The organism is Alishewanella maricola, assembly GCF_016343785.1.
Lineage (GTDB): Bacteria > Pseudomonadota > Gammaproteobacteria > Enterobacterales > Alteromonadaceae > Alishewanella > Alishewanella maricola.
Genome location: NZ_JAEINI020000003.1, coordinates 23038 through 44826, shown reverse-complemented (window position 1 = coordinate 44826; position 21789 = coordinate 23038). Strand labels below are relative to the sequence as shown.

Here is a 21789-nt window from a genome sequence, read left to right as displayed (position 1 = left end):
AGTGTTCAAGTGCATAAAATCTCCGTATTAAGCCTAGGCTTTTATGAATTGAGTCATAACAGTCCGTTGATGAACGGCGCATTTATATCGTCGAATGAAAAAAGTAACCTTTTAAAAGCATAAACCTAGTTTGCTGCCATAGCTACTTTTGTTAGCAGAGAATCCAGCGTATTAAGTCGTCTCTCACATTCAAGCCATGTGCGTTGCCGAAGTCTTCTATGCTATTCTGCATGGATAATTAGAAGGAATCATTATGCCTAGATACTCTGCCGATTTTATTAAAGATATGCCGAAATCCGACTTACACTTGCATCTGGATGGTAGCCTGCGTTTAGACAGTTTAATTGAGATGGCGCAGCGCAGTCAGGTGGCATTGCCATCACAAAGTATTAGCGGCCTCAAAGAGTTGGTGTTTAAAGACCGTTACCAAAATTTAGGTGAGTATCTACACTGCTTTCAATATACCTGTGCGGTGCTGCGCGATCCGGAAAACCTAGAGCAAGCGGCTTATGAGCTGGCGTTGGATAACCAAGCCGAGGGCGTCAATTATATCGAGGTACGTTTTGCCCCTCAGCTATTAATCGATTTAACGCGAGGCATCGACTTTGACCAAATCATGCACGCGGTGAACAATGGCTTAAAACGCGCTATGCAAGAGTACAACGCCACAGAGCGGGTGTTGCGTGGCGAGCGGCCACCGTTTCATTACGGCATTATCAATTGCGCGATGCGCATGTTTGGCAATAAAGGGTTTTCGCCTTATTACACCAATTTATTTCAGTTGATGCGTGATTTTGCGCCGATGGATGTGATTAAGCTAGCGGCGATGGAATTAGTACGCGCCAGTGTGCGGTTGCGTGACGAAGAAGGCATCCCGATTGTTGGGTTAGATTTGGCCGGGCAAGAAGCAGGCTATCCTGCTGGCAAGTTTAAAGAAGTGTATGAATACGCGCATCAACACTTTTTATTAAAAACCTTACATGCGGGCGAGGCTTATGGCGCAGAAAGTGTGTTTGAAGCCATCACAGAATGTTATGCCGATCGTATTGGCCACGGTTATTCGATGTTTATGCCCGATATGATTAAAGACCCCGCTATTCTGGATAAAGCCAGTTATATTCAGAATTTGGCTTCTTACATTGCCGATAAGCGTATTGCAATTGAGGTGTGCTTAACCAGTAACTTACAAACCAATCCGGCTATTACCGATATTCGCCAGCATAAATTTAAAGACATGTTAGAGCACCGTATTGCCACGGTCATTTGTACTGACAACCGCTTAGTGTCGAATACCACAGTGAGTAAAGAATATCAGCTGGCGCTAGATAACTTTGATGTGCCATTAAAGCGGCTGAAAGATATGGTGGCTTATGGTTTTAAGAAGAGCTTTTTCCCAGGAAGCTATGTGGAAAAGCGTCAATATGCCAAACACTGTTTAGAATATTTCGATCGCGTAGCGCAGCGCTACGGTTTTATTTAGTTAGAACAGCGGCTTAGGTTGTGTGTCGCAAAAAGCATACAGCCTAAGTTATTGATTTTAAATATTATCTATTTTATGCTGTTTTTAGTGTCGCCAATTGGCAACACCTCCACCGAGCTCACCACACTTAAACTTCTCTGAAAACCCTCAAGTTCATGATATTAAAGATTTTTTAAATGTTGGCACGCGCCGTGCATTATCTATGATACGACTGCAGGGGAATAGCGTAAAGGCAAAGCAGTTTTACCTTTACGCGATTCTCCTGAGACAGTTCTAACCGCCTACAACAAGGCGCCATTTGCGGAGAAGTATCATGGATATGTTTTTAAGTTTTGTTACCCTGTTTCTGGTTGCTAACATGGCTATTGTGTTCACTATGCTGCGTCGTATCGATTTGAATAACAGCAGTGTGCAAGCGTGGGAGCAAGAACAAGCCGTGCATCTGGCACAGGCTCCACAAACCACCTTTACTGCCTCATTAACCACCGAGTTGGCGCAGTAAGCTTTATCTGATCTGCAGCGTTATGCTGAATCTGCCTTGGCCAGCATTGCTGGCCTTTTTTATATCTGCAATACAAAGGCGCGTTTTTTCAGTAAACTAGCCAGCACTGTCTTTTAGTCTGAGTTCGGTCGTTATGCGTTTTTCAATCCAAACTGCCTCGTTACGCCAGCTGGTCTTGCTCAGTTTCTTTTTAGCATTGATCCCGGTGGGGGTGCTGCTGTGGCAAAGTAATAAATCGCTCAGTGGCGTCAGTTCATTCGCGATTACCTCGGCCGAGCGCTCGGTATCCTATGTACGCCAATCGGAAAGTATGCAAAGTGTGGTGATTGATATCGAACGAGCCGTGCGGCAATACGGTGTGGTGCGCACCGAGGCGATCCGCAGAGTGGCTTTAACGCATATCGAGAATCAGCAGCAATTACTGCAACAGGTTTGTCAGGATTTACCACAACTGAATTTATGCGCCGAGCAAGAAGCCGCTTTAGAAGCGCTGCGCCAACGTCTGAGTGAAGAATTCATCAATACGCCTGAAAGCTTAATGCAGCAAATTCGCCAGCAGCAGCAGCGGATCACTCAGCAAATTTGGGATCTGTTAGAACGGCAGTTGTCTGAACAGCAACAATTTGTCACGCACACCCAGCAACAACTTGCTTGGCAAACCTTTGCTTTGGTGCTGCTGACCTTGCTGCTGGTGCTGTGGAGCTCTAACCGTATTACGGCACCGGTGAAAAAGCTTGATCGGATGATCCGTGCCATTGGCCAACCCAAGCATCAATTTCCCGATGAAAAACTGCGCGGCCCTCGTGAATTAACCGAACTGGGCGAGCAATTACGTTGGCTAAGTTCACGTTTACAACAGTTAGAAGCGCTGCGACTGATTTTACTGCGCCATGCTTCTCATGAACTAAAAACGCCCCTGTCGAGTATTCGTGAAGGTTGCGCTTTGCTAACTGAGCAATTGGTTGGCCCATTAACACCACAACAATTAGAAGTGGTGACCCTGCTAAATGGCAGTGCTGATCGACTCAGCGTGTTAACTGAACAATTGCTCGATTACAATCGATTATTGCAACAAGCTCAACCAGAGTGGGCTTGGCAAACACCGCAACAATTATTGCAAGCTTGTTTTAATGATCATGCGTTATCGCTGCAGCAGCGTCAGCAACAAGTGAAGCTCGATTGCCAGCTGAATACGCTTTATACCGATGCCACCTTGTTCCGACGTATTTTGGATAATTTGATCAATAACGCTCAAGCTTACGGTGCTGAAAGTAGCCCCGTTTGGGTAAAATTGTATCGGCAAGACGATATGATCTTGTTAGAAGTGGCGAACAATGGCGCACCCATTCCGGTGGCACTGCGCGAAAAGTTGTTTGAACCCTTTCAACGTGGCACCACGCCACGTTTCGACTCGGTACAAGGCTCTGGCTTAGGCCTGTCTATAGTTGCCGATTGTGCTCGTTTGTTAGGTGGCCACGCGGATATCGTCGATGTTGTGTACGCGGATGTGTGTATCCGTGTTCACTTGCCGTTTTTAGGAGAAAAACCGCTATGAAAAATGCAGTGCTACTGCTGATGTTGCTGACACTGGCTGGGTGTCAATTAACAACCTTACCAGAGTTACCTAGCGCCACCACATCAGTAGAGCCAGTACCTGAAGCTGTGCCAGCCCTTGTTGAACCTGAGCCTGAGGTTGTTTTTGAATTGGCCTTAAATGATTCTGCGGCAAGTTTGCAAGCGTGGTTGGATTACAAGCAGCAAATCTTAAGCGATCCGATGCCCGAGCGTGCTAGGTTACGCAGCCTACCAGAGTTGGATAAGTTGGCTCAATTTCAGCAAGCGCTGCTTAATTTGCATCCTGATATGCCTCATGTCACGCGCTTTCGAGTGCAAACGCATTTAGCAGAATTATTATCGTCTTTGCCACCTCGCCTTGCCGCGTTGTTTAGCTGGGAGCTAACGTTTAATCAAAAGTTATTAGAGGCCGAATCTGCCGTCAGTGCAGTGACCCGTTTGAATGCGCAACAACAAGATATGATCGATAGGGCCCAAAAAACCAATCGTGAATTGCAAAAGAAAATCGATGCTTTAACGCAAATCGAGGCAGAGTTGAATCAGCAACCACTGCCTGAGAATGGCAATGGAGCAAACCATGGCTAAAGAAAATCCACGTTTATTATTGGTCGATGATGATCCGAGTTTACTGCGCTTATTAACCTTACGTTTAGAAGGTGAAGGCTACCAGGTTCTAAATGCCGATTGTGCTGAAATGGCATTAAGTATGTTAACCAAGCAAACAGTTGATGTGGTGCTAAGCGATTTACGCATGCCTGGTTTAGATGGCATGAGTTTATTTGATGAAATAGCCAAGCGCTATAAAGGTTTGCCTGTCGTGTTAATGACTGCACATGGTTCTATTCCAGAAGCGGTAGCGGCTACACAGCGCGGTGTTTTTGGCTTCCTTACTAAACCGCTCAATCCGGTTGAGTTACGGGAGGTGTTACAGCGGGCTTTAAATCAGTCGTTACCCGAGCAAGCGCAGTGGCGTGCCGCTATTATTACTCGCAGTAAACTGATGCAAGACTTGCTGGAGCAAGCCTATCGTGTCGCTCAGCGTGATGTTAGCGTGTTAATTACCGGTGCCAGCGGAACCGGTAAAGAGTTGTTAGCCAATGCTATCCATCAGGCCAGCCCACGTGGCAGTAAACCCTTTGTTGCGATTAACTGCGGGGCCTTACCCGAGCATTTGTTAGAGTCAGAGTTATTTGGTCACAGTAAAGGGGCTTTTACTGGGGCGGTGACGGAGCACTTGGGCTTATTTCGTGAAGCGGATGGCGGTACTTTATTTTTAGATGAAATTGGTGATATGCCGGTGGCGCTTCAAGTGAAGCTGCTACGCGCGTTGCAAGAGCGACAAATTCGCCCGGTTGGCAGTGCTAAAACGATCCCGATTAATGTACGCGTGCTATCGGCCACGCATCGCGATTTACAGCAAGCGATGGCTGAAGGTCAATTCCGAGAAGATTTATACTATCGTTTAAATGTGGTAAACCTACAATTACCGGGCTTAGAGCAGCGAGCAGAAGATATTCCGTTATTAGCTAGGCATGTACTGCAACAAAGCGCCGATCGGCATCACGTGAAAGTGACACGCTTTTCAGACGATGCGCTGCAAATTCTCGCTACCGCCAAATGGCCGGGAAATGTCAGGCAGTTAGTTAACGTGGTGGAGCAATGCGTAGCGTTAACGCAAAGCCCGATTATTAGCGCTGCGTTAGTTGAGCAAGCGTTATCACAAAACACCAGTTACTGGCCGACGCTGACGGAAGCGCGTGATCAATTTGAGCGGCAATATTTGACGCGAGTGCTGCAAATGACCGAAGGTAATGTGACTCGTGCCGCCGATTTAGCCGGGCGCAACAGAACCGATTTTTATAAATTATTGAAAAAACACGAGCTCAGTGCACAACAGATCACTGAGCAGCAAGACGAGCAAGAATGAGAGTTTAAACGACGTTGAGGATGTTATGACTGCGATTACCCCGCCTGATGCCCATTTGGTTGAGGAGGCTGAAGATCCTACCTTAATCCGTGCCAAAATTATTGCCGAAACGGCGCGTATCAGTTGGCTCGAGTTGCAAAAGTTTTATGCTGCGGGCAATGTGATCAGCGTGGAGCCAGTTGCCGATTTAATTGAAGTGGCTTTTGCTTTTAGTCAGGATAATAAAGCACAAGTTGCCGATTGGTTAAGTCAGGGCAGTATTCGTCGCACTACAGAGCAACAAGCGCAGCAATGGTATCAGGCAAAAACGGAGCTTTGGGCAGTAGTGATTTCGCCGTGGATCTTAGTGCAAGACAAACCTTTAACAGAGCAACTAAACTAAGTTGTGACACACATATATGGGAGTGCTTGCCATGGATAACGCATACAAAACAGTGAAATGCTCACAAATTACCTTGTCGCAGCTAATGTTGCCTTCTCATTCTAACTTCAGCGGGAAAATTCACGGTGGTTACTTGTTGTCGTTAATGGACCAAATTGCTTTTGCTTGTGGCTCCAAGTTTAGCGGTAAATATTGCGTCACCGCATCGGTAGATCGCGTCGATTTTCTTAATCCTATTGAAGTGGGTGAGTTAGTCACACTAAACGCCTCTGTCAATTATGTGGGCGCGAGCTCGATGGTGGTGGGGATCCGAGTTGATGCCCAAAATATTCAAACCGGGCTGGTTAAGCATTGTAATTCGTCGTACTTCACGATGATTGCCAAAGACAGCGACACGGGTAAACCCGTCCGGGTGCCACGGCTGCAATTAAAAAGTGAAGAAGAGATTATGCGCTATTTAAAAGCCGCGGAGCGAATTAGCTTGCGTAAACAACGTACTGCGTCGGCAGTGCCTTTTGATGGTGATGTAACACAAGCCATTCGGCATATTGAGCAACACCATGATGCCAAGGTGTCGCTGACGGCAGATGCCGTCAGCTTATAACGTATTAGTAACCTGCTGCTTGACCATCTTTGCGTGATTCAGAGGCGCCAATCCACACGCCGTTGGCATGATCACGCATAATAGCTTGATAGCCGCCATAGCCACCTAAACCCCAGCGGATGTCATGGCCACGTTGCTGTAACTCGCGCACGGTTTCAAAGGGTACACCGCGTTCAACCTCTATATAACCGCCATTTTGCAGGTAAGCGTCTTGGCCATCTGTTGGCTCAGTGCTCCCTAAATGTTGCCAGCGGGCGGCATCACCCGCTTCTTGCAGGTTCATGCCATAGTCGACCATATTCACTAAGATTTGCACATGACCTTGCGGTTGCATCGCTCCCCCCATGACACCGTAGCTCATTAATGGCTTGTTATCTTTGGTAATAAAGGCTGGGATAATGGTATTAAAAGGTCTTTTGCCAGGTTGATAAGCGTTGGCGTGTTGTTTATCCATCGAGAATAATTGGCCGCGATCTTGAAAGATAAAGCCTAGACCCGGTACGGTAACGCCTGAACCCATGCCGCGATAATTACTTTGAATAAGCGACACCATATTGCCGTCTTTGTCTGCGGTGGTCATATAGATAGTATCGCCTTCATACAGATTCGGGTTACCCGCATCAACCCGTTGTGCGGCGCGCTCACCAATCAGTTTTGCCCGCTCTTTGCCGTAGGCTTCTGAGATCAGGCCGGTAATCGGTGATTGATTAAAATCCATATCGGCATAAAACTTCGCACGATCTTCAAACGCCAACTTTTTCGCTTCCACCATTAAGTGAATACTTTCGGCGCTGTTAAAACCCAGCTTGGCTAAATCAAAGTTTTTTAGAATTTGCAGCATTTGTAAGGCCGCAATCCCTTGGCCATTGGGTGGTAATTCCCACAGCGTATAGCCTTTGTAATCAACCCCTACCGGCTCAACCCAATCTGAACGATGTTTGGCAAAATCGTCATAGCGCAAGTAGCCGCCGTTTTGTTGCATAAAGCTGTCAATTTTGCGGGTGATCTCACCACGATAAAAAGCATCGCGGCCATGTTTAGCAATGGCTTTTAAAGTATTAGCTAGCGCGGGGTTTTTAAAAATCTCGCCTTTAGCCGGGGCACGACCATTAATGGTATAAGTGCCGCTAAAATCGCCTGGTTGTTTACTTAAAATTGGCACGCTACGATCCCAGTAATAAGCAATAAGTTCAGTAACGGGGAAGCCTTTTTCGGCATAATGGATGGTAGGCTGCAGAATTTTTGGCATAGATAATTTGCCAAATTTTTGATGCATCTCGAACCAGCCATCAACCGCGCCTGGCACACTGATCGGCAACATACCATGTGGCGGTAAATCTTGGCGGCCCAGCTTATCCAGCTCGGCTTTTAAGGTATCGTAACTCAGCCCCATAGGTGAACGGCCAGAGGCGTTTAAACCGTGCAAACGGCCAGTTTTCGCATCCCAGATAATGGCGTATAAGTCACCACCAATACCATTGCCGGTTGGTTCCATTAAACCCAGTGCAGCGTTAGCGGCAATAGCTGCATCAATGGCATTACCCCCTTGTTTCATTATATCCAGAGCGATTTGTGTGGCTAACGGATGGCTGGTTGCGGCCATCGCTTCGGTTGCAATCACTTCTGAGCGGCTGGCAAAGTCTTTGCCCGTGATCCGATCAAAGGCTTGCAGCGGCATGCTAATTAACACGCTGAAACACAACAGGGGGATTTTATAGTTCATTTAATGGCTCCGTTGGTGGCTAGTACCAAGCTAACTTACGGGGGATTGTCGCCTCTGGCTAGTGGCTTTCGACCAATTGACCCCGTTAACGCTAAGGCGTGGGCAGTAAATGCGAGTTTAACGCGGCTTGCTCTATTGTTGTCAGCTTACTGGCGCGTTGTTGTGTATAATCGAACTTCACCATAACGGCAGTGCCGGATGCGCATTTTTGGCCGTTTTGCCAAGCCTCTTGATAAATATCAAAGGAACTACCGCCGATACGGCTGATCCAAGTCCGTAGCTCGACAGGGGCGTTATAGTGCGTTTGGGCATGGTAATTAATGTGAATGCTGGCGATAATCAACGTCCAACGTTTGACGTCTAAATCCGGAGTGAAAATGCGAAAAACGCCTTGGCGGCCGCTTTCAAACCAGGTTGCAAATACCGTGTTATTTATATGGCCCAGCGCATCGGTTTCTGAGAAGCGGGGCTGCAAAGTTTCAGTAAACATAGTCAGGATTGCCTAAATGACCGATTTTATCGAAGTATACGATAATGCGCTAAGCCCGGCTCTTTGCCAACAGTTGATCCGTGCTTTTGACAAAAGCCCACATAAACAAGCGGGTCGTACCGGCTCTGGCGTAGATACCAGTAAAAAAATCAGTACTGACTTATATTTAAATCAATATCCTGAGTATCAACAACTACTACAGCAAGTAATACAGAGCACTTCGCACTATGCGCATGAGTATTTTAAAAAATACCATTTTGCTTTGATTGCCCCGGTTGGGATTACTACGCAAGATCCCATCACTCAGCAACCGCAGCCGGTAAACCATGATAATTTTGGCCAGTTTAGCCAAGAGCAAACTTTTGGTTTTATGCGTACCTTGTATCGGTTAGGGCCGATCCAAGCGCAAAAATATCAACAGGCAAAAGGCAACTATAACTATTGGCATTGCGAGGTATACCCACAACTGCCAGATAACGAGCCGTTGCATCGCACGTTATTATTTATGTTTTATTTAAATGATGTGGCAGAAGGCGGTCAAACCGAGTTTTTTTATCAGCAGAAATCTATTCAACCGCAACAGGGTCGCATGGTGATTGCACCGGCTTACTTCACGCATACGCACCGCGGTTGTACGCCGGTATCGAACGACAAATATATCCTCACCAGTTGGATCTTGTTTAACCGAGCAGAGCAATTATACGCCGCGCCCACTCTCTAATTCAGCAATGCTTACGCAAATCTAAATGATAATAATTGTCATTGGTATTGATGGGTGCTATTCTTGCGCCCACTTTACTTGTTGAACCATTATTAAATTAGATAGGTTGCTATGAAATATCTGAATTATCATCCAATTGCTGCTGCCATTTTATGCTCATTCGCTGCTGCGAGTACTCAAGCTGAAACCGCTGAAGTGACCAGCCCTGATCAACAAGCCAGTAAAATTATGCCGGCTATCGAAGTGTTGAAAATCAAAGGCCAACAGCAGAGCCATGTGTTTGATGAAACCGGCTCGGTTATCTTGATTGACCGCAAGCAAATAGAGCAAGTACAACCCTTATCTACCGAAGACGTGCTGCGTCGCGTGCCAGGCATTAACCTTAAAAGCGAAGAAGAAACCGCCATTGTCGCCAACTTTGGTATGCGCGGTTTGTCGGCCAGTGAGTCAAAATCGTTATTATTAGAAGACGGTGTGCCAGTGGCACCGGGTTTATTTATTGGTAACGATCGCTATTTTAACACCCGTATTCAGCGAGTAGAGTCGGTCGAAGTGTTAAAAGGTTCGGCCTCATTACGTTATGGCCCTTCTACCATCGGCGGCGTAGTGAACTACATCACCAAAAATCCGGATGATGGCGTACAGTTATCTGCGCGTGTTGGCTCGTTCAATATGCAAGAAGTGAATGTAGAGGCGGGCGCCACTAACGCCGCTGAAGATGCTTTTGCGGGTATTGTTGCCACGCAAGCGAGCAGCGACGGCTTTATGGATAAAGGCTATGACATGTCAGATGTGATGGTCAAAGCCGGTATTGCTTTAAGTGACACGCAAAAAGTCGGGCTGAAGTTTGCTTATCATGAAAACGACGCCAATATTTCCTATCGTGGTATTTTTTTAGACGCTTTTGAAAATGGCGAACGTTATAACGCTGCGCCCGATGATTGGTATTTAACTGATCGTACGGCATTTGATTTAAACCATGAATTGCTGCTTAGCGACACTACTAAACTCAACACCCTCGTGTATTGGAGTGATATTACTCGCGATTACTGGCGTTATGATGTTAATACGGCGGCGTCTAATGCTGCTGGCCGTTGGGTGTATGCTGATACCTTAACCGGCAATAACCGCAGCTTCGAACGTGTTGGTATTGAAAGCCGTTTAAGCTTTGATCAAGACTTCATGGGCGCCGCTGCCGCGACGGAGCTTGGCTTACGTTTAATGAAAGAAGAGGCCGATGATAATCGCATCCGTGCAACGCGTTCGTCGGATCGCTCAGGTGTTAACGACCGGCATATTATTGATTCTGCCACCAGTATTGCTGCTTATGCGCAAAGCCGTATCCAGTTAACCGGCGCTTTAGCCGTGACCCCAGGCTTACGTGTAGAGTCCTACGAGCAAAAACGTGTGGTGTTAACCGATAACGGTGCAACGGCCAAAACCAGCAATACGGAGTTTTTACCAGGTGTCGGTGCTACTTATGAGTTAACCCCAGCCAGCCAGTTATATGGTGGTGTGTACCGTGCGTTTTCGCCGGCATCTAATGGTGTGGCGTTAGATGGTTTGGCTGATCAATTGTTAGATGGTGAGCAATCGACGAATTACGAGGTTGGCATACGTGGTAATGCGGGTGAGTTGAATTATGAAGCCGCCGCGTTTTACATGGACTTCACTAATCAAGTGGTTACCGGTAACAGTAACCCGAATTTATCCCAGTCGAACGCCGGTGCCACTAAGCATGCAGGGATGGAGTTGGTGCTCGGCTATAACCTTGGTGCGGGGTTTCGGATCGACAGTAATGCAACCTGGGTGCCGACGTCTGAGTTTGAAACAGGAGATTTTGCAGGTAATCGCTTACCTTATGCGCCAAAGTTACTCGCTAATATGGCATTGAGCTACAACATTGAAGCCTTAAGCTTGAGTTTATCGGCACATCACCGTGGTGAACAATATGGTGATGCCAGTAACCAAGTGGCGATTCCATCGACTGCGGCAGGCGGCATTTGGGGAGGCTTGTTACCGGCTTACACGGTGTATGATTTGTTTGCGCAGTATCAGGTATTTGAAGGCTTTACCGTTTTTGGTTCAGTGAAAAACCTGACAGATAAAGACTACATTACGGGTTTACGCCAAGGTATTTATGTCGGCACTGAACGCTCTGTTGAAGCGGGCTTTCGTTATCGGTTCTAAGCAGGCCGCTGCTTATTAGAAAAACCCGCCGTGATTCGGTGATGCCGATCAGTTAAACACTAAACTGATCGGTGTTACTGAGATATAGCGGGTTTTTTATTGCTTAATGCTCACCCGCTTTTACATTGGAAGTAGCACACTTAGTGCGCAGCACGGATCATCTTTAAATGTGGAATATCATCTTCTAGATAAGGCTCACTGGCAGCAGCAAAACCGAGATCTTGATAAAAGCGTTGTAAATAGCACTGCGCTGAAATATGCACATCGGTATCAGGCCATAAGTTGGCGACTTCCGCTAATGTTCTTTCGACTAAGATTTTACCTAAACCCAATCGGCGTGCGGTTTGAGAAATGCACACGCGACCAATACCTGGAAAGCCTTTAAAGCTGACATCTGGCGCTAAAATACGTGAATAAGCGATCACTTTGTCGCCTTTTTTCAACATCACATGGCGTGTTTGCGGGTGTAAATCTTTATCGTCCAACTCTGGATAAGGACAGTTCTGCTCCACGACAAAGACATCTACTCGCAGTTGCAGTAATGAATAAAGTGTCAGGGTGTCTAATTCAGCGAAGGTAAGGACCTGCCATTGCATGCTGTAAACCTCTTTTTCTATCGAAACTGCACTATATCAGAGCAAGCTAGTGGGTTGCTACGGCCGAACGACAGGGAATGCTGCAATTTTACTAACGGGTTTGGCAGAAATGCCTGCATTTAATGCCATAAAATCAACATGGTGCCCACAACGGTGCATAAAGCACCTAACCATGCCCCCCAAGCCGGTGTGCGTTTATACACTAACCATAACATTGGCAGTACTAACACCGGGCTAATCGATGACAGCATCGCCACCATGCCGGCATCACCGTATTTTAGGGCCTGCAAAATCAAGGTCATGCCCAGCACCATCGATAAGCTGGCATTGATAATCACTAACCATAAAATGCGTGCAGTCATCGGCAAATGGCTACGCGCTACCTGAAAACCGAGTAAAAAAATCAGCAGATGTAATAGAAAACCGCTGCTCATGCGCACCGCTGAAGCGGCAATCGCATCAATAGCGCTTAGCATCATTGGTTTTAGCATTAAGGTGGAAACCGCTTGGCAAAATGCCGCCAGCAAGCCTAAGGCTATGCCACTGGCTAAACCATATTGATTGGTTTCCCAGATGTGTTGCTCTGCGCGACGTTTACCAAATAAAATTGCAATCATCACGCCACCCATCAGCATACTGCTGCCAACCAAGGTTAACCCCCAGAGGGTCTCACCAAGCCAAAAGTAAGCGAGTACCACAGAAAATAACGCATGGGTAGCGAACAATACACCGGCACGGCGCGGGCCTAAGCGATTCATCGCGGCAAACAGTGCGGTATCGCCAATCACAATACCAATGACACCGGAAACCGTTAACAGCAAGATGCTATCACTGTCTAATGTGCGCCAACCCTCGGTAAGGAGCGAAATGCCCCAAAGCAACAGCATCGCCACCAGCATGCGATAGCGATTAAAGGCAAAGGCACCCAGATGCGTTGCGGCTTGCGCTGACAATAAACTGCCAAAGGCCCAGCAAGCCGCGGCAAGCAGCGCCAGATATTCAAAACTCACGCTGCGCTGCGCTTAAAAAATATTGGATGATAGGTAGCGATCTCCGCGATCGCAAATAATCGCAACCACTATTGAGCCGGGATTTTGTTCAGCGATTTGCAAAGCCGCGAATACCGAGCCTCCTGAGCTGACACCAGCGAAAATGCCTTCTTCTTTGGCCAGGCGCCGCATAGTATCCAGTGCGGCGTCTTGTGCAATATCGATCACTTGATCAACACGTTCGGCTTGAAAAAAGCCCGGCAGGTATTCAGCCGGCCAACGACGGATCCCCGGAATACTAGCGCCTTCGGCGGGCTGCAAACCAATGATTTGAATCGCTGGGTTTTGTTCTTTTAAATAACGCGAAGTGCCCATGATGGTACCGGTAGTGCCCATGCTGGAAACGAAATGGGTTATTTTGCCCTCGGTTTGCTGCCAAAGCTCAGGCCCCGTGCTGTGGTAATGCGCAGCAGGGTTATCCGTATTGTTAAATTGATCTAAGACGATACCTTTGCCATCAGCTTGCATTTGCATGGCCAAATCGCGCGCACCTTCCATGCCTTGTTCTTTACTGACTAAAATCAATTCTGCGCCATAGGCTCGCATAGAGGCTTTACGCTCTTCAGTGGCATTGGCGGGCATAATAAGGGTCATTGGATAGCCTTTGATGGCAGCCGCCATGGCCAAAGCAATACCGGTATTGCCACTGGTCGCTTCAATAATACGCTGCCCGGGCTGAATAGTGCCACGGCGCTCGGCCTCTGCAATCATATTCATCGCCGGGCGATCTTTCACTGAACCGGCAGGGTTATTGCCTTCGAGCTTACATAACACCACGCTTTGCGTGTGACTGGCCATACGTTGCAAGCGCACCAATGGCGTATTGCCAACATAGGCTTCGATGGTAGGAAAGGTCATAAGTTGCTCTCTTTAGATTGCGCGGTTAAGCGCATTAAATTATCACAAATCACGGCAGCGGCGATGCCAACATTTAACGATTCTGCGTTACCAAAGGCCGGAATAGTGATTTGACGATTGACCCAGCGGCCAACGTCTTGGCTAATACCGTTGGCCTCATTGCCCAGTACGATATAGCCCCCTAAGCTGTTTAAGCTTAATTGATGGATGGACTCACCACCCAAATAGGCGCCATAAATGGGTTGCTGGGCGTGGCTTAATACTTCTGTTAATGGCAAATAGTGCAGTTGTACCCGTAAAAAAGAGCCTTTAGCCGCCGCAATCACTTTGGGGTTAAAGCAGTCGGCCGTGTCAGGTGAACAGACAATATGACGAATACCATACCAGTCGGCAATGCGAATAATGCTGCCCAGATTACCTGGATCATTAATGTTATCGAGCACCAAGGTCCAGCTAGTGGCTGTCGGGCTAAAAGCAGGCCATTGCGGCATTGCCACCACTGCCAAGGCCGCGTCATTACTACTAAAAGTGCCACATTTTACCAGCTCATCACTACTGCATGCTTGCAGGAGTTGTGCTGCTTTAATGGCCTGTGGTTGTGCGGCAATAAAACGTTCGGTGGCAAAGAGGGCGCGTACTGTCCAACCCGATTCGAGTACTTCTAATACGGCTTTTTCACCTTCGACAAAAAACAGTTGCTCGGCTTTACGGTGTTTTTTCAGCTGAAGCGATTTAATCAGCTTAGCCCATTTAATGCTTATCATATTGCTGACTTTCGTGATCCAACATTGGGCTATTTTAACCAGACTTTGCGGTGCTGTCTGAAAATATGTCGGTTATTTTCTGCTTTTACCCTTGACTGTTAGGTTGATTGTCTCCAATTATAATGTGCATACGGTGTGATTGTGAGCTGCACTGGTAGTGACAACACACCGTTTTCAAAAGGAGTAGCCTATGCAAGTACAGATAAACAGTGACCGGCATATCCAGGCCGATGAACGTTTGGCCGAGTTTACTCGTGATACGTTAAACAGCAAATTAAGCCGTTTTGCCGATCACATTACTCGGGTTGAAGTGCATTTAAGTGATGAGAACAGCAGCATTAAGCGTGATGGCCATGATAAACGCTGCTTGTTAGAGGCTCGATTAGAAGGTGTTGAACCTGTTGCCGTAACCGAACATGCTGCAACGGTTGGCCAAGCCGTAACGGGCGCTGCCGATAAGCTACAACGTAAGTTAGCGTCGATAGTCGGTAAATTACGTGATAAACATAACCGCAAAGCGAGCCCAGATTTCTCTGAACTCGAAGAAGTTATCGAAGAATAAACTGCCTTAAGCTATTTGCGCTGCGGCTTTCGCCAGCAGCGCCATCCATAGCCGCGTTAATCGCGGCTTTTTACTGGGTTATTTTTTATAACGTTGTTTGCCGTGGATCCACGTTTCTAAAGTAGTGGTTTGCCACAGTTCCGTCGCCGGTACGTTAAAAATATCCCGATCAACTAAAATAAAATCGGCCCAACTGCCCGGTTGTAAATGCCCCATTTTATCTTCTTGAAACGCACCATAGGCCGCATCAACGGTAAAGGAGCGCAATGCCTCCACCAAGGTGAGGCGTTGCTCTGGCATCCAACCGCCTTCAGGCTGATTATGTTGGTCTTGCCGTGTTACTGAGGCATGTAAACCATGAAACGGGTTGGCCAATTCCACAGGGAAATCTGAACCACCCACAATGATACTGCCTTGGTCGATAAAGGTTCGCCATGCATAAGCACCGCGTAAACGTGCCACACCTAAGCGATCACCGGCCATATTCATATCTGACGTGGCGTGCACAGCTTGCATTGCTGGTAACACATGTAAAGCTTTAAAGCGCGGAATGTCTTTGGGCGAAACAATTTGCGCATGTTCAATCCGATGCCGCGCTTTAGCTAAATCAGCCAGCGGACTGAGTTGTTCAAAGCGATCTAATGCTAAACGATTAGCGCGATCGCCAATGGCATGCACATTAGCCTGAAAGCCAGCGCCAATGGTTAAACGCATAATTTCGGTGAGGGCATCGGGCTGTGTTACTAACAACCCTTGTTGGCCTGCACGGTCACTGTAGTCGCTAAGTAACGCTGCGCCACGGCTGCCTAGGGCACCGTCACCATAAATTTTTACCGACCGAATATCTAACCAGTCAGTGCTGTCATTCACAATACCTTTTTTAAACCAATCGGCGAGTTGCGGATCTTTGGCCGACAGCATCGGATAGATACGCACACCGAGTTGTTGCTGTTGTTGCAACTGCTGATACAAGGCAGCCAGCTCTGAGCTTACGCCAGCATCATGTACTGAGGTGATCCCTAAGGCTAATAAGTGGGCGAAAGCTTTGTCTAGCGCTGCTTGTTTATCTTCGTTGGTTGGCGCAGGGATCTTACTTTGTACTAAGCCCATGGCATTATCAATTAACACGCCGGTGGGTTCGCCATTGGCATCGCGAATAATTTCACCGCCAGGAGGGTCGATGGTATCTTTCGTGATCCCCGCCAAGGCCAGTGCCTTACTGTTTACCCAAGCCGCATGCGCATCAACACGAACCAAAAAAACCGGTCTGTCAGCGACCATTTCATCTAAACTGGTTTTGCTTGGGAAGGCTTTGCTATCCCAAAGCACTTGATTCCAACCTCGGCCCATTACCCATTGTTGTTTTGGGTTACTTTGCGCGAATGCCGCGACACTGGCAGCCGATTGTTTTTCACTGCTAATGCCACGTAAATCGGCTTGATTAAGGTAATCGCCTAAGCCGAGGACATGGCCATGACCATCAATTAGGCCTGGGAGTACCGTTTTACCTTGGCCATCCCATTGCGTCGCTTGGGCATACTGTTGGCGTAAGGTGCTATCACCCCGCGCTAACACTTGCCCCGTTTCGTTATCAAACACTAAGGTTTGGAATTTGACTAATTGTCGTTGTTCATCAAAGCCATAGCCATGGATATTATGAAGTACCACCGGGGCGGCACTAAGCGACAAACTGCAAAGGCAGCTGAGAAGTGCGACGGTTTTACGCAGCATAACGATACCTGTAAGTTGAGGAAAATTCCGTCAGACTATATCAGCTCTCTGTCGATTGGGGCAGATGCTTGCGATAACATGCAACAAACTCGCTATTATATCTGTTAAACAGCGCTAAAGTGGGGATGCAAAACGTTGGCTGATGGCATAGAATGATTTTTTTCAGTGCCGCTGCGAGCCTTCGCGGTGATGCCTTGCTAAGTGAATGCCGCAACCACATTCACCTTCCTCAACCGATAAGAAAGAATGCAAAATGGTTAATAACTTCATCAATGATTTTCGGCGTCGTGTGCCGGCTTTGCATCAACGCCTTATGTTGGGTTGTTTGCTGGGCTTGAGTGTCTTGCTGGTGTTACCAAAACCACAGCAAACACAGCCGAGTGGCATGGGCGTATTACCGCTGATGCTGGGGATGGGCTTACAATATGCCCCGCAAAATTTCGAATTACTGCCGTTAGATCAAGCGTTAAGTTGGGTAAATCAACAACTGCAAACCGAGCCGGTTGAAGATCCCTTTGTAAAAGTTTACCAGATATCGCGTGGCGATAGTTTGAGCCGTATTTTTGCGCGTTATAACCTCAGTTACCAAACGGTGCAGCAGGTCATGGCCTCTGATGAATCCTTGCTGGCGCTTGACGTGCTGCACCCGGGTAATCGACTGACCTTACAGTTAGATGATGTTGGTGAGTTACAAAGCATGGAGCTGTATATTCATGCCGGTAAAAAAGTGGTGTATCAACGGGTCGCTGCAGATGAGTTTGCTTATCAAGAAATCGTGGATGAAGGCGTTTGGCAAAGCGATATTCTGGTGGGTGAAGTGTACGGCAGCTTTTATGTGTCTGCGCAGCGTGCGGGTTTAAGCGATGCGGATATCTATAACATTAATCAACTGTTTAAAGAGCGCTTGAATTTTTCGCGTGATATCCAAGCCGGCGCCCAGTTTCAAGTGCTGCGCAGTGAAAACTTCGTGGGTGAAGAAAGTACCGGGCAAAGCCGCATTGAAGGCATCCGTATTTTGAATCGTCGGCAAACCCTTAGCGCCTTTATGCATGAAGATGGCCAATATTATGATGCGAATGGCGACAGTTTAGAGCGTGCGTTCTCGCGCTACCCGCTGCAAAAGCAACAGCGCATCAGCTCGCATTTTAACCCGCGCCGCTTACATCCGATCACGCAACGGGTGTCACCGCACAATGGCACAGACTTCCCGTTACCGGTGGGTTCGCCGGTGTTAGCCCCTGCAGATGGCGTGGTCACTCGGATTGAAAACCATCCTTATGCGGGTAAATATATCGAGATCCAGCATTTTGGTAATTACAAAACCCGTTACTTACATTTAAGCCGCTTTAATGTGCAGCGCGGGCAGCGGGTTACCCGTGGTCAACGTATTGCTTTATCGGGTAATACCGGCCGCTCTACAGGGCCGCATTTACATTACGAACTGCATATCAATAACCGGCCCGTGAATCCGATGACGGCGCATATTCCATTAGCAAAGCCGGTATCTGCAGAATCCAGAGCCAGCTTTGCTAAGCGTGTGAAGCAATTGACGGCACAAATGGAACAGCAAAGCTTATTGGCGAAAAACTCAGCCAGTAGCACGCTAGCGGATAGCGCAGAATAAGTTTTACGCGTTGTTAAGCAGCATAAAAAAAGCCGGTGAAGTTTGCTTCACCGGCTTTTTTAATGGCGTTAAGCCTAAGGCGCTATCGCCAGATTAATATTTCGCAGCTTGGCCAGTCGTGGGTAATGATTGCAGAATAAACTCGCGTAAATCATCGTTTGATTTCTTTAAGTCTTCACTGCGCAGATACATCATATGACCACTACGATAGCCTTTGAAGCTTAAACGGTCTTTCATTTTGCCGCTGGGATCCAGCTGCCACATATTATATTTAGCGTCAAAGTAGTTGGTGGCGCCATCATAATAACCCGATTGCGTTAACACCCGTAAGTAGGGGTTTTGCGCCATGGCTTGACGAAGATTTTCGCCAGTATTGTCATTACTGCTATCCCAAGGCCGTACATCGCCGAACATATTGTATTTAATGTCGGTTTTGTAATTTAACTCGGTACGCAGGTAATGATTTATTGCTGGGGTAAATGAATGTAACCATGAGGTTAGCTCTGCCCAATAGTCAGGGCGCTCGCCAATATCGCTTTTATCAAGGCCAAGATAGCGTGAGTCTAAGCGTCCGACCGTTTGACCGCGATCACGTAATAGCTCTTTCCAAAAATACGCTGTGCTGATATCCAAATTGGCCCGCAGCACATTTTGTACACTAATACCCGAGTAGCGGCTGACTAAACCTGCAATACGCTGTTTTTCCGCATCGGCTAAGGAATTACCGCGCGCCAAAGCCGGTAGATACTCATTTAAAGTGAAGTTTTCCACCTCAGGCAAAATATCGTACAAATCTTTTTGCTGTAAATCGCTGGCGAGTGCTTGATGATACCACGCAGCCGCAGCGAAATAGGGTAGGCGATTGGCTGCTTTAACCGGGCCTTGGCGTTCAATACCGATATCGGTAGGCGAAACCAAAATCACGCCGTTTAAATACATCCACTCGTTATTTTGTAAGGCTAATGCCAAGCCCGAAACCCGCGTAGTGCCATAGCTCTCACCAATCAAAAATTTCGGTGAGGGCCAGCGCTCATAGCGATTAACAAAGGTATTCACCCAAGCTGCTAAGTAACGAATGTCGGCATTGACGCCAAAGAACATTTTTTGCTGTTGTTCGCGCGATGGCATTTTACCGTCAGGGCCAGGTAGCACACGTGAGAAGCCGGTGTTTACCGGGTTTACAAACACAATGTCGGCCACATCCAGCACCGAGTGTGGGTTGGCTTTGACGCCGTAAGGCTGGATTGGGAAGCCTTCATCGTCAATCACTAACGATTTTGGGCCGGTGTAAGCGATATGCATCCAAACCGATGCCGAGCCAGGCCCGCCATTAAAGGAAATCAGTAACGGCCGTTTAGTATTATCTTTAATATCGGTGCGTTGATAATACGTATAAAACAGCGTGGCTGTAGGATGACCATTATCGTCCCAAACAGGTTGGGTGCCGGTATGGGCTTTATAGTTTACGCGTTGGCCATTAATTTCCGTGCGATGCTCGGTAACAATGGCGTTGTCTATATCAATGCTAATTTGCTCAGCTTGCAGTGAAACACTCAGTGTTAACCCCAGTGTTAGACACAGCAGGCTGATATAACGTATTGCTTGCATAGTGATTTCTCGTGTTGCGTTAAAAACGGACAGCTTCAATTCACCATAGCGCTAATTTTGCTGAAAACGAAGTGAGTTGCGATTGGTTACGGATTTTCAGGATAGGTGGTGCACCGTGAACGAAATACACATTGCTAATGCAAAGCATTCTTAATTGTATATCAATGATATACATGATTTTTTTGCCTGTTTGATGGCTTTGTACTATGCTGTATCACTAAAAGCATTTAGCAGGAGTGAGTTATGCAAGGTGATTCTCAGGTACTGAGCAAATTGAATGAAGTACTGACGGCAGAACTGACCTCAATCAATCAATATTTTTTACATGCCCGCATCTATAAAAATTGGGGCTTAAAGGCCTTAGACGAGGTTTGCTACAAAAAATCGATTAAAGATATGAAGCAGGCCGATAAATTGATTGAGCGGATCTTAATGCTAGAGGGCTTGCCTAATTTACAAGCGCTGGGCAAATTGCGGATCGGTGAAGACACGCCAGAAATGCTGCAATGCGACGAGGCTTTTCAGTTAGAGCAACTGCCACTGTTAAAGCAAAGCATCGCCCTGTGTGAAAGTTTACAAGACTATGTCAGCCGCGACCTACTGACAGATATTTTAGAGTATGAAGAAAGTCATTTAGATTGGTTAGAAACGCAGCAGCACCAAATTAGCGCGCTGGGTTTACCGAATTATCTACAAGCGCAACTAGGAGGTGAGTAATGCAAGGTAGTCCAAAAGTCATCAGTGCGTTAAACACTTTACTGGCCAATGAATTAGCCGCTATGGATCAATATTTTATTCATTCGCGGATGTATGATGATTGGGGCCTGAGTAAGCTGTTTGCTCGCATCGATCATGAATTTGACGATGAAAAAGGCCATGCTGCCGCGCTGATTGAACGTATTTTATTCTTGGGCGGTGTGCCGGATATGACAAAGCGTGATGCTATTCATGTCGGGCAAGATGTGCCGAGCATGCTGCAAAACGATTTAAACGTTGAATACACCGTGCAGAAGTTATTAAAACAAACCATGGCGTTGTGTGAGCAAGAGCAAGATTACGTCAGCCGCGATATGTTACAACAACTGCTAGATGATACTGAGACCGATCACGCGCATTGGTTAGAGCAACAATTGCGCTTAATCAAAATGCTGGGCTTACCTAATTATCTACAAGCTCAACTATAAGCTTTTTATTACTGCGCGAGTCATCGCGATCCGCGCAGCCTTTCTTCAGTTTTTATGCCTTTCTTGTTATTACCACTTCTATAGCCTGCTGCGCCGCTCTTTATGTGTCAGTTAACGTACTGTTTTTGTTTTCTTGTACGTTTTATCGTGGAGACTTTGCGCTGAGCCTTGGCCTGGTAGTTCGAACATTAACCGCGCTTTATCGTAAAACCTTGACCA

Annotated in this window: 21 protein-coding genes; 13 read left to right on the top strand and 8 right to left on the bottom strand. The window is 47.1% G+C overall.

Going from position 1 to position 21789, the window contains the following annotated elements; all coding sequences use genetic code 11:
* Positions 1 to 253: 253 nt before the first annotated feature.
* The 7 genes from JAO78_RS05795 to JAO78_RS05765 all read left to right on the top strand — a co-directional run bounded on the left by JAO78_RS05795 (position 254) and on the right by JAO78_RS05765 (position 6470).
* On the top strand, positions 254 to 1480 hold the full coding sequence (locus JAO78_RS05795; RefSeq protein ID WP_226750420.1) for an adenosine deaminase family protein: 1227 nt from the start codon (positions 254 to 256) through the stop codon (positions 1478 to 1480).
* A 313-nt stretch (positions 1481 to 1793) separates the two neighbouring features.
* The gene (locus tag JAO78_RS05790) at positions 1794 to 1982 is read left to right on the top strand and encodes a hypothetical protein (protein ID WP_226750419.1); all 189 of its coding nucleotides are present in this window, start codon (positions 1794 to 1796) and stop codon (positions 1980 to 1982) included.
* 133 nt (positions 1983 to 2115) lie between these two features.
* A complete protein-coding gene (locus JAO78_RS05785; protein WP_226750418.1) occupies positions 2116 to 3537 on the top strand; it encodes a sensor histidine kinase in 1422 nt (473 codons plus the stop codon).
* Positions 3534 to 4142 (top strand): hypothetical protein, encoded by a 609-nt coding sequence (locus JAO78_RS05780; RefSeq protein ID WP_226750417.1) that lies wholly within the window; start codon positions 3534 to 3536, stop codon positions 4140 to 4142. The genes JAO78_RS05785 and JAO78_RS05780 overlap by 4 nt, the downstream gene beginning before the upstream one ends.
* Positions 4135 to 5484: a sigma 54-interacting transcriptional regulator gene (locus JAO78_RS05775; protein ID WP_226750416.1), complete on the top strand. Its 1350-nt coding sequence runs from the start codon at positions 4135 to 4137 to the stop codon at positions 5482 to 5484. Before JAO78_RS05780 ends, JAO78_RS05775 begins: the two co-directional genes overlap by 8 nt.
* Before the next feature lie 25 nt (positions 5485 to 5509).
* A complete protein-coding gene (locus JAO78_RS05770) occupies positions 5510 to 5866 on the top strand; it encodes a DUF2288 domain-containing protein (protein ID WP_226750415.1) in 357 nt (118 codons plus the stop codon).
* A gap of 31 nt (positions 5867 to 5897) precedes the next feature.
* A complete protein-coding gene (locus JAO78_RS05765; RefSeq protein WP_226750414.1) occupies positions 5898 to 6470 on the top strand; it encodes an acyl-CoA thioesterase in 573 nt (190 codons plus the stop codon).
* A 4-nt stretch (positions 6471 to 6474) separates the two neighbouring features.
* On the opposite strand, the gene ggt is transcribed toward JAO78_RS05765, so the two are convergent.
* Both ggt and JAO78_RS05755 read right to left on the bottom strand, forming a co-directional pair.
* Positions 6475 to 8193: a gamma-glutamyltransferase gene (gene ggt / locus JAO78_RS05760; RefSeq protein WP_439647500.1), complete on the bottom strand. Its 1719-nt coding sequence runs from the start codon at positions 8191 to 8193 to the stop codon at positions 6475 to 6477.
* A 91-nt stretch (positions 8194 to 8284) separates the two neighbouring features.
* Positions 8285 to 8683, bottom strand: coding sequence for an acyl-CoA thioesterase (locus JAO78_RS05755; RefSeq protein ID WP_226750413.1), 399 nt, complete (start codon positions 8681 to 8683; stop codon positions 8285 to 8287).
* A gap of 16 nt (positions 8684 to 8699) precedes the next feature.
* Here JAO78_RS05755 and JAO78_RS05750 point away from each other — a divergent pair, with 16 nt between their 5' ends.
* Both JAO78_RS05750 and JAO78_RS05745 read left to right on the top strand, forming a co-directional pair.
* Positions 8700 to 9404, top strand: a complete 705-nt coding sequence (locus JAO78_RS05750; protein WP_226750412.1) for a 2OG-Fe(II) oxygenase — start codon at positions 8700 to 8702, stop codon at positions 9402 to 9404.
* Positions 9405 to 9515: 111 nt separating this feature from the next.
* A complete protein-coding gene (locus JAO78_RS05745) occupies positions 9516 to 11594 on the top strand; it encodes a TonB-dependent receptor family protein (protein WP_226750411.1) in 2079 nt (692 codons plus the stop codon).
* A 140-nt stretch (positions 11595 to 11734) separates the two neighbouring features.
* Here JAO78_RS05745 and JAO78_RS05740 read toward each other — a convergent pair whose 3' ends face one another.
* The 4 genes from JAO78_RS05740 to JAO78_RS05725 all read right to left on the bottom strand — a co-directional run bounded on the left by JAO78_RS05740 (position 11735) and on the right by JAO78_RS05725 (position 14861).
* Positions 11735 to 12190 carry a GNAT family N-acetyltransferase gene (locus JAO78_RS05740; protein WP_226750410.1) on the bottom strand — a complete coding sequence of 152 codons (456 nt, stop codon included), beginning with the start codon at positions 12188 to 12190 and terminating at the stop codon, positions 11735 to 11737.
* 119 nt (positions 12191 to 12309) lie between these two features.
* Positions 12310 to 13200 (bottom strand): DMT family transporter, encoded by an 891-nt coding sequence (locus JAO78_RS05735; RefSeq protein ID WP_226750409.1) that lies wholly within the window; start codon positions 13198 to 13200, stop codon positions 12310 to 12312.
* A gap of 12 nt (positions 13201 to 13212) precedes the next feature.
* Positions 13213 to 14097 (bottom strand): cysteine synthase CysM, encoded by an 885-nt coding sequence (gene cysM / locus JAO78_RS05730; protein WP_226750408.1) that lies wholly within the window; start codon positions 14095 to 14097, stop codon positions 13213 to 13215.
* Positions 14094 to 14861, bottom strand: coding sequence for a TrmH family RNA methyltransferase (locus JAO78_RS05725; RefSeq protein WP_226750407.1), 768 nt, complete (start codon positions 14859 to 14861; stop codon positions 14094 to 14096). Before JAO78_RS05725 ends, cysM begins: the two co-directional genes overlap by 4 nt.
* 190 nt (positions 14862 to 15051) lie before the next feature.
* On the opposite strand from JAO78_RS05725, the gene JAO78_RS05720 reads away from it, so the two are divergent.
* Positions 15052 to 15423 (top strand): HPF/RaiA family ribosome-associated protein, encoded by a 372-nt coding sequence (locus JAO78_RS05720; protein WP_226750406.1) that lies wholly within the window; start codon positions 15052 to 15054, stop codon positions 15421 to 15423.
* 78 nt (positions 15424 to 15501) lie between these two features.
* Here the strand turns inward: JAO78_RS05720 and JAO78_RS05715 are convergent, their stop codons facing one another.
* On the bottom strand, positions 15502 to 17154 hold the full coding sequence (locus tag JAO78_RS05715) for an amidohydrolase (protein WP_226750405.1): 1653 nt from the start codon (positions 17152 to 17154) through the stop codon (positions 15502 to 15504).
* 253 nt (positions 17155 to 17407) lie between these two features.
* Here JAO78_RS05715 and JAO78_RS05710 point away from each other — a divergent pair, with 253 nt between their 5' ends.
* Positions 17408 to 18778: a peptidoglycan DD-metalloendopeptidase family protein gene (locus JAO78_RS05710; protein ID WP_226750404.1), complete on the top strand. Its 1371-nt coding sequence runs from the start codon at positions 17408 to 17410 to the stop codon at positions 18776 to 18778.
* Positions 18779 to 18871: 93 nt separating this feature from the next.
* Here JAO78_RS05710 and JAO78_RS05705 read toward each other — a convergent pair whose 3' ends face one another.
* Positions 18872 to 20386, bottom strand: a complete 1515-nt coding sequence (locus JAO78_RS05705; protein WP_226750403.1) for a S10 family peptidase — start codon at positions 20384 to 20386, stop codon at positions 18872 to 18874.
* A gap of 243 nt (positions 20387 to 20629) precedes the next feature.
* On the opposite strand from JAO78_RS05705, the gene bfr (JAO78_RS05700) reads away from it, so the two are divergent.
* Together bfr (JAO78_RS05700) and bfr (JAO78_RS05695) are read left to right on the top strand one after the other, a co-directional pair.
* Positions 20630 to 21103: a bacterioferritin gene (bfr, locus tag JAO78_RS05700; protein WP_226750402.1), complete on the top strand. Its 474-nt coding sequence runs from the start codon at positions 20630 to 20632 to the stop codon at positions 21101 to 21103.
* Complete coding sequence (bfr, locus tag JAO78_RS05695) at positions 21103 to 21570, top strand: bacterioferritin (protein ID WP_226750401.1); 468 nt, start codon at positions 21103 to 21105, stop codon at positions 21568 to 21570. Before bfr (JAO78_RS05700) ends, bfr (JAO78_RS05695) begins: the two co-directional genes overlap by 1 nt.
* Positions 21571 to 21789: the final 219 nt, after the last annotated feature.

Excerpts from the sequence above, each read along its gene's own strand:
- JAO78_RS05795 (WP_226750420.1), top strand. The coding sequence starts at position 254 with ATGCCTAGATACTCTGCCGATTTTATTAAAGATATGCCGAAATCCGAC.
- JAO78_RS05790 (WP_226750419.1), top strand. The coding sequence starts at position 1,794 with ATGGATATGTTTTTAAGTTTTGTTACCCTGTTTCTGGTTGCTAACATG.
- JAO78_RS05785 (WP_226750418.1), top strand. The coding sequence starts at position 2,116 with ATGCGTTTTTCAATCCAAACTGCCTCGTTACGCCAGCTGGTCTTGCTC.
- JAO78_RS05780 (WP_226750417.1), top strand. The coding sequence starts at position 3,534 with ATGAAAAATGCAGTGCTACTGCTGATGTTGCTGACACTGGCTGGGTGT.
- JAO78_RS05775 (WP_226750416.1), top strand. The coding sequence starts at position 4,135 with ATGGCTAAAGAAAATCCACGTTTATTATTGGTCGATGATGATCCGAGT.
- JAO78_RS05770 (WP_226750415.1), top strand. The coding sequence starts at position 5,510 with ATGACTGCGATTACCCCGCCTGATGCCCATTTGGTTGAGGAGGCTGAA.
- JAO78_RS05765 (WP_226750414.1), top strand. The coding sequence starts at position 5,898 with ATGGATAACGCATACAAAACAGTGAAATGCTCACAAATTACCTTGTCG.
- ggt (WP_439647500.1), bottom strand. The coding sequence starts at position 8,193 with ATGAACTATAAAATCCCCCTGTTGTGTTTCAGCGTGTTAATTAGCATG.
- JAO78_RS05755 (WP_226750413.1), bottom strand. The coding sequence starts at position 8,683 with ATGTTTACTGAAACTTTGCAGCCCCGCTTCTCAGAAACCGATGCGCTG.
- JAO78_RS05750 (WP_226750412.1), top strand. The coding sequence starts at position 8,700 with ATGACCGATTTTATCGAAGTATACGATAATGCGCTAAGCCCGGCTCTT.
- JAO78_RS05745 (WP_226750411.1), top strand. The coding sequence starts at position 9,516 with ATGAAATATCTGAATTATCATCCAATTGCTGCTGCCATTTTATGCTCA.
- JAO78_RS05740 (WP_226750410.1), bottom strand. The coding sequence starts at position 12,190 with ATGCAATGGCAGGTCCTTACCTTCGCTGAATTAGACACCCTGACACTT.
- cysM (WP_226750408.1), bottom strand. The coding sequence starts at position 14,097 with ATGACCTTTCCTACCATCGAAGCCTATGTTGGCAATACGCCATTGGTG.
- JAO78_RS05725 (WP_226750407.1), bottom strand. The coding sequence starts at position 14,861 with ATGATAAGCATTAAATGGGCTAAGCTGATTAAATCGCTTCAGCTGAAA.
- JAO78_RS05720 (WP_226750406.1), top strand. The coding sequence starts at position 15,052 with ATGCAAGTACAGATAAACAGTGACCGGCATATCCAGGCCGATGAACGT.
- JAO78_RS05715 (WP_226750405.1), bottom strand. The coding sequence starts at position 17,154 with ATGCTGCGTAAAACCGTCGCACTTCTCAGCTGCCTTTGCAGTTTGTCG.
- JAO78_RS05710 (WP_226750404.1), top strand. The coding sequence starts at position 17,408 with ATGGTTAATAACTTCATCAATGATTTTCGGCGTCGTGTGCCGGCTTTG.
- JAO78_RS05705 (WP_226750403.1), bottom strand. The coding sequence starts at position 20,386 with ATGCAAGCAATACGTTATATCAGCCTGCTGTGTCTAACACTGGGGTTA.
- bfr (WP_226750402.1), top strand. The coding sequence starts at position 20,630 with ATGCAAGGTGATTCTCAGGTACTGAGCAAATTGAATGAAGTACTGACG.
- bfr (WP_226750401.1), top strand. The coding sequence starts at position 21,103 with ATGCAAGGTAGTCCAAAAGTCATCAGTGCGTTAAACACTTTACTGGCC.